Source organism: Streptomyces sp. Tu 3180 (genome assembly GCF_009852415.1).
Classification (GTDB): domain Bacteria; phylum Actinomycetota; class Actinomycetes; order Streptomycetales; family Streptomycetaceae; genus Streptomyces.
The window spans coordinates 6,627,154-6,639,322 of the sequence record NZ_WOXS01000002.1 but is presented as its reverse complement, the minus strand read 5'-3'; the positions used below and the strand labels follow the sequence as shown (position 1 = coordinate 6,639,322).

Genomic DNA, 12,169 nt, shown 5'->3' with positions numbered 1-12,169 from the left:
TGTACAGTCCCGGCATGCCTTCTCCGACCAGGAAGATGAAAAGACCGGGAGCCGCGTTCCGGGCCGTGGCGAGCGTGCTGGCGGTCGCGGCCGTGACGTCGGCGCTGGGCGGCTGCACGCGGATGGAGACCACCGCCCCCAGCGCCGTCCGGTCCGCGGACGCACGGGCCCGGTTCGGCACCGTCGACTGCCGCGAGGCCAAGTGCATCGCGCTCACCTTCGACGCGGGGCCGAGCGAGCACTCCACGCGGCTGCTGGACATCCTGAAGCGGGAACAGGTCCCGGCGACCTTCTTCCTGTTGGGCGAGCGGCACATCGAGAGGTACCCCGAGCTCGTCGCGCGGATGGCCGAGGAGGGGCACGAGGTGGCCGGTCACACCTGGACCCACCGGATCCTGACCGAGCTGGAGCCGGAGGAGATACGCGAGGAACTGGAGCGCCCCAACGAGGAGATAGAACGCCTCACCGGCCGCCGCCCCACCCTGATGCGCCCGCCGCAGGGCCGCACGAACGACACCGTGCACGAGATCTGCCGCGACCTGGGCCTCGCGGAGGTCCTGTGGAGCGTGACCGCGAAGGACTACCGGACCACCGACTCCGGCCTCATCACCCGCCGCGTCCTCGCCCAGTCCTCCCGCGACGGCATCATCCTGCTCCACGACATCTACGACGGGACCGTCCCCGCCGTGCCCGGCATCATCGACGCGCTGAAGAAGCGGGGGTACGTGTTCGTGACGGTCCCCCAGCTCCTCGCGCCCGGCGAGGCGGAGCCGGGGAAGGTGTACCGGTGAGCGCCGAAGGAGCGGGGAGGGGTCCGACCGGGTGACCCGCTCCCGGGACGCGCCGGCCGGCGGAGGGGATTCCCTAGGATCTCCTCGTGGCCACCTTCCTTGTCCAGCGCACGGCGCCCCTCCCCCTCGACGAGGCCTGGCGCCGGGTCACGGCGTGGCCGCGCCACGGCGAGGCGGTCCCGCTGACCCGGGTCACCGTGACGACCCCCCCGCCCACCGGCGAGGGCACGATGGTCGTCGCCCGCTCGGGGCTCGGCCCGTTCTCCTTCGACGACCCGATGGAGGTGACGGTGTGGCGGCCCCCGCGGGACGGCTCACCGGGCCTGTGCCGGCTGGAGAAACGCGGCCGCGTCGTCACGGGCTGGGCGGAGCTCGAGGTGCGGCCGGGGCCGGGCGGCCGGGCCCGCGTGCTGTGGCGCGAGGAGATCCGCGTCCGCGCCGTGTCCACCCTGTTCGACGGCGTGGTGGGGCGAGCGAGCCGCCATGTCTTCGGACGAGCGCTGAACCGGCTCCTGCGGCAGCCCTGAGACCACCGCCCTCCCGGGCCCCGCGCTCCCGGGCCCGCGCTCTCAGGCCACCGAGCCGATCCGGCCCGTGGGCGCGGGCCCGCCGTCGTGGTGGATCGGCGTGTGCGCGCCCGTGAGGGACGCCCCGCTGCCGCCGCGCCGGTCCGCGACGATCTCCGCCGCGATGGACAGGGCCGTCTCCTCCGGTGTGCGGGCGCCCAGGTCCAGGCCGATGGGCGACCTGAGGCGGGCCAGCTCCAGGTCGCTCACGCCGGCTTCGCGCAGCCGCGCGTTGCGCTCCAGGTGGGTGCGGCGGGAGCCCATCGCGCCGACGTAGGCCACCGGGAGGCGCAGCGCGAGCTTCAGCAGCGGCACGTCGAACTTGGCGTCGTGGGTCAGGACGCACAGGACCGTGCGGGCGTCGACGCCGGTGCGCGCGAGGTACTCGTGCGGCCACTCGACGACGATCTCGTCGGCCTCCGGGAAGCGGGCCCTCGTGGCGAACACGGGCCGCGCGTCGCACACCGTGACGTGGTGGCCGAGGAACTTGCCGACCCGGACCAGGGCCGACGCGAAGTCGACCGCGCCGAACACGATCATCCTGGGCGGCGGCACCGACGACTCGACCAGCAGCGTCAGCGGCGCCCCGCAGCGGGAGCCCTCCGCGCCGATCTCCAGGGTGCCCGTGCGGCCCGCGTCCAGCAGCGCGCCGGCCTCCGCCGCCACCGTGCGGTCCAGCTCCGGGTGGGCGCCGAAGCCGCCCTCGTACGAGTGGTCCGGGCGGACCACGAGCGCGCGGCCCCTCAGCTCCGCCGGGCCGCTCACGACCCGCGCCACCGCCGCCGCCTCCCCGCGCGCGGCGGCGGCGAGCGCGGACGCGAGCACCGGACGGGCGGGGTCCGCCGCCCGTACCGGTGCGACCAGGACGTCGATGACGCCGCCGCAGGTCAGACCGACGGCGAAGGCGTCCTCGTCGCTGTAGCCGAAGCGTTCCAGGACGGTTTCGCCGTCCCTCAGCGCCTGCTCGCACAGCGCGTACACCGCGCCCTCCACGCACCCCCCGGAGACCGATCCGATCGCCGTGCCGTCGGCGTCCACCGCGAGTGCGGCGCCGGGCTGCCGGGGCGCGCTGCCGCCGACCGCCACCACCGTGGCGACCGCGAAGTCGCGGCCCTGCCCGACCCACCGGTCCAGTTCCTCGGCGATGTCCAGCATGTCTCGGTCTCCTCGGGTTGCGCGGAAGGGGCTCGGGAGCGGCGGCTAGCGCACGCCCAGCCAGCTCTCGATCGGGGCGAGGGCGAAGTAGACCAGGAAGATCAGCGTCAGGCCCCACATGAAGGCGCCGATCTCCCGTCCCCTGCCCTGGGCGGTCCTGACGGCGACGTGGGAGACGACCCCGGCGGCCACCCCCGCGGTGATGGAGTACGTGAACGGCATGATCACCACGGTCAGGAACACCGGGATCGCGGTGGCGCGGTCGGCCCAGTCGACGTGGCGGGCGTTCATCATCATCATCGCGCCGATCACCACCAGCGCGGCGGCCGCGACCTCGCCCGGCACGATCGCCGTCAGCGGGGTGAAGAACAGACAGGCGGCGAAGAGCAGTCCGGTGACGACGGAGGACAGGCCGGTCCGCGCGCCCTCGCCGACGCCGGTCGCCGACTCGACGAACACCGTCTGCCCGGAGGCTCCCGAGACGCCGCCGATCGCGCCGCCGGCGCCGTCGACGAACAGCGCCCTGGACAGGCCCGGCATCCGGCCCTTGTCGTCGGCGAGCTTGGCCTCGGTGCCGACGCCGATGACGGTCGCCATGGCGTCGAAGAAGCCGGCGAGGACGAGCGTGAAGACGATCATGCCGACCGTCATCGCGCCGACCTCGCCCCAGCCGCCGAACTCGACGTTCCCGAAGGCCGAGAAGTCGGGCATCGAGACCGCGCCGCCGTGCAGTTCGGGGGCGCCGCCCGCCCACTGCCCCGGGTCGACGACGCCGAACGCGTTGAGCGCGACGGCGAGCACGGTGCCGCCGACGATGCCGATCAGGATGGCGCCGGGGACGCCGCGCGCCTGGAGCATGAAGACGGCGAGCAGGGTCACGGCGAACAACAGGACCGGCCAGCCCGCCAGTTCGCCCGCCGGGCCGAGGGTGACCGGGGTCGCCTCGCCCTGGTGGACGAAGCCCGCCTTGTAGAAGCCGATCAGGGCGATGAACAGGCCGATGCCCATGGTGATGGCGTGCTTGAGCGCGAGGGGGATCGCGTTCATGATCATCTCACGCAGGCCGGTGACGACCAGCAGCATGATGACCACGCCGTACATCACGCACATGCCCATCGCCTGCGGCCAGGTCATCTCGGGCGCGACCTGCGAGGCGAGCACCCCGGAGACGGACAGGCCGGCGGCCAGGGCGAGCGGCACCTTGCCGACGAAGCCCATCAGCAGGGTGGTGAGGGCGGCGGCGAACGCGGTGGCGGTGATCAGGGCGGTGCGGCCGAGGGTGTTCCCGGCGGCGTCCTGTCCGGACAGGATCAGGGGGTTGAGCAGGAGGATGTACGCCATCGCCATGAAGGTGGTGACGCCGCCGCGCACTTCACGTGCGACGGTGGATCCCCGGCCGGTGATGTGGAAGTACCGGTCGAGCCAGGACCGTCCGGCCGGGACGCGGGTTCCCGCGCCCGCGTCGTCGGCGGTGGTCCTGGGCTGCACTGACGGGTGGGTCATGGTGCCATCTCCCAAGGTTCACAGGGACACCCGGCGCCGCGCCTGCGGCGGCGACGCGGGATCTGGGAGGTGCCAGACCCGGGGGACGGCCCGGTACTGCACCTTTCCGTGGGGACCGGCGCCGGGGCGCCGTGGGTGCGGCGCGCCGTCCGGCGCCGGGGTGCCTCCCCCGCTCCCGGCTCCGTTCGGGCGGGGGGTGTCCCCACCGCCCGCCCGTGCCGCCGGGGTCCCCCGGGTCCTCGGGGCACGGGGGAGGCACGACTGCCCGCGAGGGCGGGTGGGTCACACGGTGCCCGTGAGGTGTTCCGGGCGGACCGGGGTTCTGTTCAGCTCCAGGCCCGTGGCGTCGCGGATGGCCGCCAGGACCGCCGGGGTCGACGACAGGGTGGGGGCCTCGCCGATGCCGCGCAGGCCGTACGGCGCGTGGTCGTCGGCGAGTTCGAGCACGTCGACGGGGATGGTCGGCGTGTCGAGGATGGTGGGGATGAGGTAGTCCGTGAAGGAGGGGTTGCGCACCTTCGCGGTCTTCGGGTCGACGACGATCTCCTCCATGACCGCCACGCCCAGGCCCTGGGTGGTGCCGCCCTGGATCTGGCCGACGACGGACAGCGGGTTGAGCGCCTTGCCGACGTCCTGGGCGCAGGCCAGCTCGATCACCTTCACCAGGCCGAGTTCGGTGTCGACCTCGACGACGGCGCGGTGCGCGGCGAAGGAGTACTGGACGTGGCCGTTGCCCTGCCCGGTGCGCAGGTCGAAGGGCTCGGTGGGCCGGTGCCGCCACTCCTCCTCGACCTCGACGGCCTCGTCGCCGAGGACGTCCACCAGGTCGGCGAGCACCTCGCCGCCGTCGGTGACGACCTTGCCGCCCTCCAGCAGGAGTTCGGCGGTGGCCCAGGCGGGGTGGTGGGGGCCGAACCTGCGCCGGCCGAGCTCCAGCACCCTCTCGCGGACCAGCTCGCAGGCGTTCTTGACCGCGCCGCCGGTGACGTACGTCTGCCGGGACGCCGAGGTCGAGCCCGCCGACCCCACCCGGGTGTCGGCCGGGTGGATGGTCACCCGGGCGACACCGAGCTCGGTGCGGGCGATCTGCGCGTGGACGGTGACGCCGCCCTGGCCGACCTCCGCCATCGCGGTGTGCACGGTGGCGACCGGCTCACCGCCGACCACCTCCATCCGGACGCGGGCGGTGGAGTAGTCGTCGAACCCCTCGGAGAAGCCGACGTTCTTGATGCCGACCGCGTAGCCGACCCCGCGCACCACGCCCTCGCCGTGCGTGGTGTTGGACAGGCCGCCCGGCAGCTGGCGCACGTCGGCGCCCTCGCTGGACTCCCACTGGCGCTCCGGCGGCATCGGCATCGCCTTGACGCGGCGCAGGAGTTCGGCGACCGGAGCCGGGGAGTCGACCGGTTGCCCGGTGGGCATGATCGTGCCCTGCTCCATGGCGTTGAGCTGCCTCAGCTCCACCGGGTCCATGCCGAGCCTCTTCGCCAGCTTGTCCATCTGCGCCTCGTAGGCGAAGCAGGCCTGGACCGCGCCGAAGCCGCGCATGGCGCCGCAGGGCGGGTTGTTGGTGTAGAGGGCGACGGCCTCGATGTCGACGTCGTCGACGACGTACGGCCCGATGCCGAGCGAGGAGGCGTTGCCGACCACGGCCGGGGAGGCGGAGGCGTACGCGCCGCCGTCGAGCACGATGCGGCACTTGACGTGGGTCAGCTTGCCGTCGCGGGTGGCCCCGTGCTCGTAGAACAGCTTGGCCGGGTGGCGGTGGACGTGCCCGAAGAACGACTCGAAGCGGTTGTAGACGATCTTGACGGGCTTGCCGGTGCGCAGCGCCAGCAGGCAGGCGTGGATCTGCATGGACAGGTCCTCGCGTCCGCCGAACGCGCCGCCGACGCCGGCCAGCGTCATCCGCACCTTGTCCTCGGGCAGGCCGAGCACGGGCGCGATCTGGCGCAGGTCGGAGTGGAGCCACTGGGTGGCGATGTAGAGGTGGACGCCGCCGTCCTCCTCGGGGACCGCGAGCCCGGACTCGGGGCCGAGGAAGGCCTGGTCCTGCATGCCGAAGGTGTACTCGCCCTCGACGATCACGTCCGCGCGGCGCCGGGCCGCCTCCACGTCGCCGCGCACGATGGGCTGGCGGTGGACGATGTTGGGGTGCGGGACGTGGCCGCTGTGGTGGTCGTCGCGGTTCTCGTGGACGAGGACCGCGTCGGGGGCCAGGGCGGAGGCCTCGTCGGTGACGACGGGCAGTTCGCGGTAGTCGACCTTGATCTTGGCGGCGGCGCGGCGCGCGGTCTCCGGGTGGTCGGCGGCGACGATCGCGACGGGCTCGCCGTGGTGGCGGACCTTGCCGTGCGCGAGGACCGGGGTGTCCCGGATCTCCAGGCCGTAGTGCTTCACGTCGGCCGGCAGGTCGTCGTACGTCAGCACGGCGTACACGCCCGGGGTGGCGAGGGCCTCGCTCGTGTCGAGGGACACGATCTCGGCGTGCGCGACCGTGGAGCGCAGGATCTGGCCCCAGAGCATGTCCTCGTGCCACAGGTCGGAGGAGTACGCGAACTCGCCGGTGACCTTGAGGATGCCGTCCGGGCGCAGGGTGGACTCGCCGATGCCGCCCCGGGTGCCGGAGCCCTGCGTGATCTTGGTGGGAACACCGTTCGTCGGCATGCTCAGACCCCCTCGGACTGGCGGGCGGCCGCCAGGCGGACCGCGTCCATGATCTTCTCGTAGCCGGTGCAGCGGCACAGGTTGCCCGACAGCGCCTCGCGGATGTCCGCGTCGGTCGGGTTCGGGTTGCGCTCCAGCATCTCGTCGGCGGCGACCAGCAGGCCCGGGGTGCAGAAGCCGCACTGGACGGCGCCCGCGTCGATGAACGCCTGCTGGACGGGGGAGAGTTCGGCTCCCTCGCCGGTCCGGGAACCGGTGCCGCCGGCCTCCCACTGCCGGGCGTCCTGGAGCGACGTGCCGCAGTCCCCGGTCCCGCAGCCCTCGGCGCGCTGCCTGGCGAAGTCCGCCAGGCCCTCCACGGTGACGACCTCGCGCCCCTCCGCCTGGCCGGCGGCGACGAGGCAGGAGCACACCGGCACGCCGTCCAGGCGGACCGTGCAGGAGCCGCACTCGCCCTGCTCGCAGGCGTTCTTGGAGCCGGGCAGGCCGAGCCGCTCGCGCAGCACGTACAGCAGGGACTCGCCCTCCCAGACGTCGTCGGCTTCCTGGGGGCGTCCGTTGACGGTGAAGTTGAGGCGCATCACGCGGCTCCCTCCGTGGTGCGGTGGGCGCCGCGGTACGACTCCCAGGTCCAGGTCAGGGTCCGGCGGGCCATGACGCCGACCGCGTGGCGGCGGTAGCTCGCGGTGCCGCGGACGTCGTCGATCGGGTTGCAGGCGGCGGCGCACAGGTCCGCGAACCGCTTGGCGACCGACGGGGTGACGATCTTCCCGTTGTCCCAGAAGCCGCCCTCCTCCAGCGCCGCGTTCAGGAACTCCTCGGCGGCCTTCGCCCGGACGGGGGTGGGGGCGGCGGAGCCGATGCCGGTGCGGACGGTCCGGGTCCCGGGGTGCAGGGCCAGCCCGAAGGCGCACACCGCGATGACCATGGCGTTGCGGGTGCCGACCTTGGAGTACTGCTGCGGCCCGTCGGCCTTCTTGACGTGGACGGCGCGGATCAGCTCGTCGGGCGCCAGCGCGTTGCGCTTCACGCCGGTGTAGAAGTCGTCGATGGGGATGCGGCGCGATCCGCGCACCGACTCGGCCTCGACCTCGGCACCGGCGGCGAGCAGCGCCGGGTGGGCGTCGCCGGCCGGGGAGGCGGTGCCGAGGTTGCCGCCGACGCCGCCGCGGTTGCGGATCTGCGGGGAGGCGACCGTGTGGGAGGCGAGGGCGAGGCCCGGCAGCTCGGCGCGCAGGTGCTCCATGATCCTGGAGTACGGGACGGAGGCGCCCAGCCGCACGCTCTCCTCGCCGACCTCCCACTCGTGGAGGTCGGCGATGCGGTTCAGGTCCATGAGGTACTCGGGCCGGCGGTGGTCGAAGTTGATCTCGACCATCACGTCGGTGCCACCCGCAATCGGCACAGCGGTGGGATGCTCGGCCTTCGCGGCGAGCGCCTCCTCCCAGCTGGCGGGGCGAAGGAAGTCCATGACCGGCTCTCTTCTTCGTCTCGTGGGGCGTACGGATCGAGCCAATCCGTGTGCGGCGGGTCCGGCTCGTTCATGTGCTGTTCACGCGGAGTGGCCTCAGTACACCGCCGTGTACTCCGCCGGTGTCAGTCACCGAAACCATGAAGGAGTTGGCTGGCCAGCGAAGGCATCTTGTAGATTCGTATGAACGGAGGTCATCGGTAACCTCCCCGCATTCCTCCGGAAACAGGGGACACAGCGCAGGAGACGGCCGGCACCACTGACCGGCCACCCACCGGGCCCTCGCCGGAAGATCCCTCCACGCTCCATCGTAGATATCGAGAAAAGAACGGCGGCGACGAGAATGCGGCTGCGCGCACTGCTGGACACCGACGCGCTGGGCCTGAAGCTGCTCGGCGGCGAGGACGAGCTGGACCGCACGGTGCGCGGGGTGATGACCACCGACCTCAGGGATCCCAGCCGCTACCTCTCGGGCGGGGAACTGGTGCTCACGGGCCTGGCCTGGCGCCGGGACGCCACGGACTCCGAGCCGTTCGTGCGGATCCTGGCGCAGGCCGGGGTGGCCGCCGTCGCGGCCGGTACGGCGGAGCTGGGCGACGTCCCGGACGACCTGGTCGTGGCCTGCGCGCGGCACCGGCTGCCGTTGTTCGCGGTGCACGAGTCGGTGGCCTTCGCGACCGTCACCGAGCACGTCGTGCGGCAGGTGTCCGGCGAGCGCGCCGGGGACCTCGCGGCCGTGGTGGACCGGCACCGGCGGATGATGACCTCGGGTCCGGCGGGCGGCGGCCCGGACGTGGTCCTCGACCTGCTGGGCTCGGACCTGGACCTGCGGGCCTGGGTGCTGTCGCCCGCGGGCCGGCTGATCGCCGGGCCGAAGGCGCAGGGGGCGTCGGCGGAGGAGCCGACGCTGCCCGCCGACGTGTGCGCGCGGCTCGCGGCGGAGCACCTGGCGGCCGGCCGCACCGGACGGCGCGGACCGCACCGGGTGACGGTGGGGCAGACGACGTACAGCCTCTTCCCGGTGCGCGCCGGCGGGCGGGCGCCGCAGGACCCGCCGGGCGGGCCGTCCGCGCGGGACGTGCGCGACGTGCGGGAGACGGTGCTGTCGGACTGGCTGCTGGCCGTCGAGGCGGACGCCGCGGACTGGGCCGGGGAACGGCTGGACCTGCTGCACGGCGTCACCCAGCTGATCGCGGTCGAGCGGGACCGCCGGGACGCGGCGCGCACGGTCCGGCGCCGGCTCGCGCAGGAGGTGCTGGAGCTGGTGCAGACGGGCGCCGCGCCCGCCGAGATCGCGGCACGGCTGCGGGTGGCGGCCCCGGTGCTGCTGCCCGGGCTCGGGACCGCGCCGCACTGGCAGGTGGTCGTGGCCCGCGTCGACTGGGACGGCGGCGAGGTGGCCGGCGGTCCGGTGGCCCAGGCGCTGCTGGAGGAGATCCTGGTCGACCCGGCGTCGACCGGGCCCGAGCCCTCGGACCGCATCGCGGTCGCCCACACCGGGGACGAGGCGATCGCGCTCGTCCCGCTGCCCTCGGTGGCGAGCGGCCACGCCGACTCCGGGACGGGGATCCTCGCCGACGCGCTCCTGGAGGCCGTACGGGACCCGCTCACGGCGGGTCTGGAGGACGACGGCCGGGTCACGCTCGGGGTCAGCGCGGCCGTGCACTCGGCGGAGGGCCTGCGCGGGGCCCTGGAGGAGGCGCGGCACGCGCGGCGCGTGGCCGCGGCCCGGCCGGGCCGGGTCTGCGCGGCCGGCCACCAGGAGCTGGCCTCGCACGTCCTGCTGCTCCCCTTCGTCCCCGACGACGTGCGCCGCGCCTTCACCGCCCGGCTCCTGGACCCCCTGCGGGACTACGACCGCCGGCACCGCGCCGAGCTGATCCCGACGCTGGAGGCGTTCCTCGACTGCGACGGCTCCTGGACCCGGTGCGCCTCCCGGCTGCACCTGCACGTCAACACGCTGCGGTACCGGGTGGGCCGCATCGAGCAGCTGACGGGCCGTGACCTGTCGCGCCTCGAGGACAAGCTGGACTTCTTCCTGGCCCTGCGGATGAGCTGAGGGCGCGGCGCGCACGGCGCGGCGCGCGCCGGGAGGTGGTGCGCGGGCGCCGTCCGCCGGTGCGGCGTTCGCGCCCGCCGCCCCACGCCTTTGTGAAATCTTTCACCCGTCCTCTTGGCCCGGCCCCGTGGTTCGTGCTGAGATGCGGCCACCACTCAACAGCTCGACGGCGTGCTCGGGGAGGCAACGTGGCGCATACCGCCATGTCTGGTAACGGAACGACCGCCGGTGACGATCCCCTCCAGACCGCGGTATGGCGGCTGCGCTCCCGCGCCTGCTGGGCCGACGCCGCCGCCCTGCTCGCACCCGACACCCCGGCCGCCGCCCTGCAGCGGGCGGCGCTGCTGGTGGAGCGGTGCCTGTACACCGAGGCGGGGTGGGAGGAGGCCGAGGACGCGCTGCGGACGGCCGAGGCGCTGGCCCACACCGACGAGGAACGGGGTGCCGCCGCTTGTGAACGCGGGTACGTGGCCTACGCCGCCACGCTGTTCGGCGTGCGCGACCGGTCCGACGAGGCGCGGGCCGCGCTCGGCCGGGCGGCGGCGCTGATCCCCCCGGGCGCGGCGGGGCGGGCGCTGCTGGACTTCCGGCGCGGGCTGATCGCCGAGAACCTCACCCGCTCCCCGCAGGCGGCGCGCGCCGCGTACCGGCGGGCGCACGCGGGCGCCACCTCCCACGCCGACCCGCTGCTGCTGTCCGCCACCTGGCGCCACCTCGCCGGACTCGCCCTGCGCGAAGGGGAGCTGGCGGAGGCGCGGCACGGCTTCGCGGAGTCCCTGCGGATCCGCGAGGAGCTGGGCTACCTGGTGGGCACGGCCCCGGCCCTGGTCTCGCTCGCCGACACGGAGACCGAGCCGGAGGCGTCCCGCCTGCGCGAGGAGGCCCGCCGCCTGTTCCGCCTCCTGGGCGGCGTCCCCACCTGGCTGTCCCGGCACCTGGCCCCACCGGCCACGGGAGCGGCGACGGCGTAGTCCGCGCCCGTCCACGTCCACGGGGGCGGCCCCGCCCGGCGCGAGCGGTCCGGGCGGGCGGGCCGCTCAGGCCGCCCCGTTGAAGTGCTCCCCCACCAGTGACCGCACCACGTCGAGGTCCTCCGCGATCAGCGCGTCCAGCAGGGCCGTGTGCTCATGGGCGTCGGCCACCAGTTCCGCCCGGCCGCGGACCCCGGGGACGGCGCCGACCAGGGGCCACTGGGCGCGGCGGTGGAGGTCCTCGGCGATCCGGACCAGCTGCTCGTTCCCCGCGAGGGCGAGCACCGCGCTGTGGAAGGCGCGGTCGGACTCGGCGTACGTGGCCCGGCAGCCGGAGGAGGCGGCGCGGACCGTGGCCTCGGCCAGGGGGCGCAGTTCGGCCCAGCGCTCGGCGGGCACCGTGCGGGCCAGCCGCAGCATCACCGGGACCTCGATCAGCGCCCGGACCTCGGCCAGCTCGGCCAGCTCCCGCGTGCCCCGCTCGACGACCCGGAAGCCCCGGTTCGGCACCACCTCGACCGCGCCCTCGAGCGTGAGCTGCTGCATGGCCTCCCGGACGGGCGTCGCGGAGACGCCGAACCGCTCGGCGAGCACGGGCGCGGAGTACACCTCGCCGGGCCGCAGGTCGCCCGTCACCAGCGCGGTGCGCAGGGCGGCGAGGACCTGCCCGCGCACGGAGGACCGCTGGACGGCCGGCCGGGGGGACGGGACGACCGGTTCGCCGTGGGTGTGCTCACCGCGCACGGCCCCGCCCCCGGCGCCCCGCGGCCGGACGCGCTCCCGGTCCGCGCCCTGCGCCCGGGGCTGGGCGGGCACCCGGAAGCGGCCCGCGCCGTCGCGGCCGGCGCCTTCCCGGCCCGTCCCGGTGGGGCCCTGCGTGTCCTGCTTCACGGGGTCCTCCTGCGGACGTGTCGGTACTTGGGGTCATTACGGCGGGTTGGCGCTCGTTCGTCAAGCACCATAAGCGCACCGGCCGCCGGTTCACA

At 74.4% G+C, this 12,169-nt stretch carries 10 protein-coding genes; 4 read left to right on the top strand and 6 right to left on the bottom strand.

Annotation, left to right across the window (positions count from 1 at the left end):
• The first annotated feature begins 14 nt into the window (after positions 1-14).
• Entirely contained in the window at positions 15-791 is a 777-nt protein-coding gene (locus tag GL259_RS30480; protein WP_166461577.1) for a polysaccharide deacetylase family protein, read from the top strand.
• Between the two features lie 86 nt (positions 792-877).
• Positions 878-1,318 (top strand): SRPBCC family protein, encoded by a 441-nt coding sequence (locus GL259_RS30475; protein WP_159536485.1) that lies wholly within the window; start codon positions 878-880, stop codon positions 1,316-1,318.
• Between the two features lie 42 nt (positions 1,319-1,360).
• Here GL259_RS30475 and GL259_RS30470 read toward each other — a convergent pair whose 3' ends face one another.
• The 5 genes from GL259_RS30470 to GL259_RS30450 all read right to left on the bottom strand — a co-directional run bounded on the left by GL259_RS30470 (position 1,361) and on the right by GL259_RS30450 (position 8,153).
• Entirely contained in the window at positions 1,361-2,512 is a 1,152-nt protein-coding gene (locus GL259_RS30470) for an XdhC/CoxI family protein (protein WP_159536484.1), read from the bottom strand.
• Positions 2,513-2,557: 45 nt separating this feature from the next.
• A complete protein-coding gene (locus tag GL259_RS30465) occupies positions 2,558-4,015 on the bottom strand; it encodes an NCS2 family permease (protein ID WP_159536483.1) in 1,458 nt (485 codons plus the stop codon).
• 282 nt (positions 4,016-4,297) lie between these two features.
• Positions 4,298-6,682 (bottom strand): molybdopterin cofactor-binding domain-containing protein, encoded by a 2,385-nt coding sequence (locus GL259_RS30460; protein ID WP_159536482.1) that lies wholly within the window; start codon positions 6,680-6,682, stop codon positions 4,298-4,300.
• A 2-nt stretch (positions 6,683-6,684) separates the two neighbouring features.
• Complete coding sequence (locus GL259_RS30455) at positions 6,685-7,263, bottom strand: (2Fe-2S)-binding protein (RefSeq protein ID WP_159536481.1); 579 nt, start codon at positions 7,261-7,263, stop codon at positions 6,685-6,687.
• Complete coding sequence (locus GL259_RS30450) at positions 7,263-8,153, bottom strand: xanthine dehydrogenase family protein subunit M (protein WP_159536480.1); 891 nt, start codon at positions 8,151-8,153, stop codon at positions 7,263-7,265. Before GL259_RS30450 ends, GL259_RS30455 begins: the two co-directional genes overlap by 1 nt.
• 343 nt (positions 8,154-8,496) lie before the next feature.
• Between GL259_RS30450 and GL259_RS30440 the strand changes: the two genes are divergently transcribed.
• Both GL259_RS30440 and GL259_RS30435 read left to right on the top strand, forming a co-directional pair.
• Positions 8,497-10,212, top strand: coding sequence for a PucR family transcriptional regulator ligand-binding domain-containing protein (locus tag GL259_RS30440; protein WP_159536478.1), 1,716 nt, complete (start codon positions 8,497-8,499; stop codon positions 10,210-10,212).
• A 203-nt stretch (positions 10,213-10,415) separates the two neighbouring features.
• Positions 10,416-11,183, top strand: a complete 768-nt coding sequence (locus GL259_RS30435; protein ID WP_159536477.1) for a hypothetical protein — start codon at positions 10,416-10,418, stop codon at positions 11,181-11,183.
• A 66-nt stretch (positions 11,184-11,249) separates the two neighbouring features.
• Here GL259_RS30435 and GL259_RS30430 read toward each other — a convergent pair whose 3' ends face one another.
• A complete protein-coding gene (locus GL259_RS30430) occupies positions 11,250-12,074 on the bottom strand; it encodes a GntR family transcriptional regulator (RefSeq protein ID WP_159536476.1) in 825 nt (274 codons plus the stop codon).
• Positions 12,075-12,169 lie beyond the last annotated feature (95 nt).